Consider the following 1,628-nt stretch of genomic DNA (forward strand, 5'->3'; position numbering starts at 1 on the left):
CCAGAAAATCCTTGGATCAACTGGGGGCTATTGCGTGAATGCCGCAGCTTCGGTGGTGTACTTGAGCCCCGCTACATTGTCGGCGCAGGATCACTTGACCAGTGAGCTATTACGCACTCTTTCAAGGGTGGCTGCTTCTAAGCCAACCTCCTGGTTGTCTTCGCGACCCCACATCCTTTTCCACTTAGTACACGCTTAGGGACCTTAGCTGGCGATCTGGGCTGTTTCCCTCTCGACTACGAACCTTATCGCCCGCAGTCTCACTGCCGCGCTCTCACTCACCGGCATTCGGAGTTTGGCTGATTTCGGTAAGCTTGTGGGCCCCCTAGACCATCCAGTAGCTCTACCTCCGGTGAGAAACACGCGACGCTGCACCTAAATGCATTTCGGGGAGAACCAGCTATCACGGAGTTTGATTGGCCTTTCACCCCTACCCACAACTCATCCCCTCAGTTTTCAACCTAAGTGGGTTCGGTCCTCCACGACGTCTTACCGTCGCTTCAACCTGGCCATGGGTAGATCACTCCGCTTCGGGTCTAGAGCATGCCACTATGATCGCCCTATTCGGACTCGCTTTCGCTACGGCTACCCCACACGGGTTAACCTCGCGACATGCCACTAACTCGCAGGCTCATTCTTCAAAAGGCACGCCATCACCCCCAACAGACAAGTCTGTTCGAAGGCTCTGACGGATTGTAAGCGCACGGTTTCAGGTACTATTTCACTCCCCTCCCGGGGTACTTTTCACCTTTCCCTCACGGTACTAGTCCGCTATCGGTCACCAGGGAGTATTCAGGCTTATCGGGTGGTCCCGACAGATTCACACCAGATTTCACGGGCCCGGTGCTACTTGGGTTTCCATTACAACAGTCACAAAGTTTTCGTGTACGGGATTCTCACCCTCTACGACAGGCCGTTCCAGACCACTTCCACTAACCTCATGATTTCTTACTGTTGGCCAACACGGCAGTATTGACAAAATGAACCCCACAACCCCACGAATGCAACACCTGCCGGCTATCACACACCCATGGTTTAGCCTCTTCCGCTTTCGCTCGCCACTACTCACGGAATCACGGTTGTTTTCTCTTCCTGTGGGTACTGAGATGTTTCACTTCCCCACGTTCCCTCCACACGCCCTATATATTCAGGCGCGGGTAACACGACATCACTCGTGCTGGGTTTCCCCATTCGGACATCCTCGGATCACAGCTCGGTTGACAGCTCCCCGAGGCTTATCGCAGCCTCCTACGTCCTTCATCGGCTCCTGGTGCCAAGGCATCCACCGTACGCTCTTCATTACTTACAACAAAGATGCTCGCGTCCACTGTGCAGTTCTCAAACAACACACAAACAACCACATTCACGTTGACACCAACACCCACCACAGTGGAGCGGTATGACAACTTGCAGTTATTTGTCGTTACTTCCTAGAGAGGAAACACTCACGTGTTCTCTCAGGACCCAACAGTATGTCGATATATTGCACTCGCCGGCAGATCATGTGATCTGACGTAATGCGAGGAAGTTTGTCAGCGTCCACCCATGAGCTCCTGCCGGACCACAAGTGGGTCCGAAACAGGCTCTGCCAACCAACCATCCACCTGTGTGGACATTGGATTGGAGAA

The 1,628-nt window shown here is 53.5% G+C and carries 1 rRNA gene; it reads right to left on the reverse strand.

Going from position 1 to position 1,628, the window contains the following annotated elements:
* A 23S ribosomal RNA gene (locus tag RG2_RS31155) occupies positions 1-1,309 on the reverse strand; the annotation flags it as partial.
* Between the last annotated feature and the right edge of the window lie 319 nt (positions 1,310-1,628).

The organism is Rhodococcus globerulus NBRC 14531 (assembly GCF_001894805.1).
Classification (GTDB): Bacteria; Actinomycetota; Actinomycetes; order Mycobacteriales; family Mycobacteriaceae; genus Rhodococcus_F; species Rhodococcus_F globerula.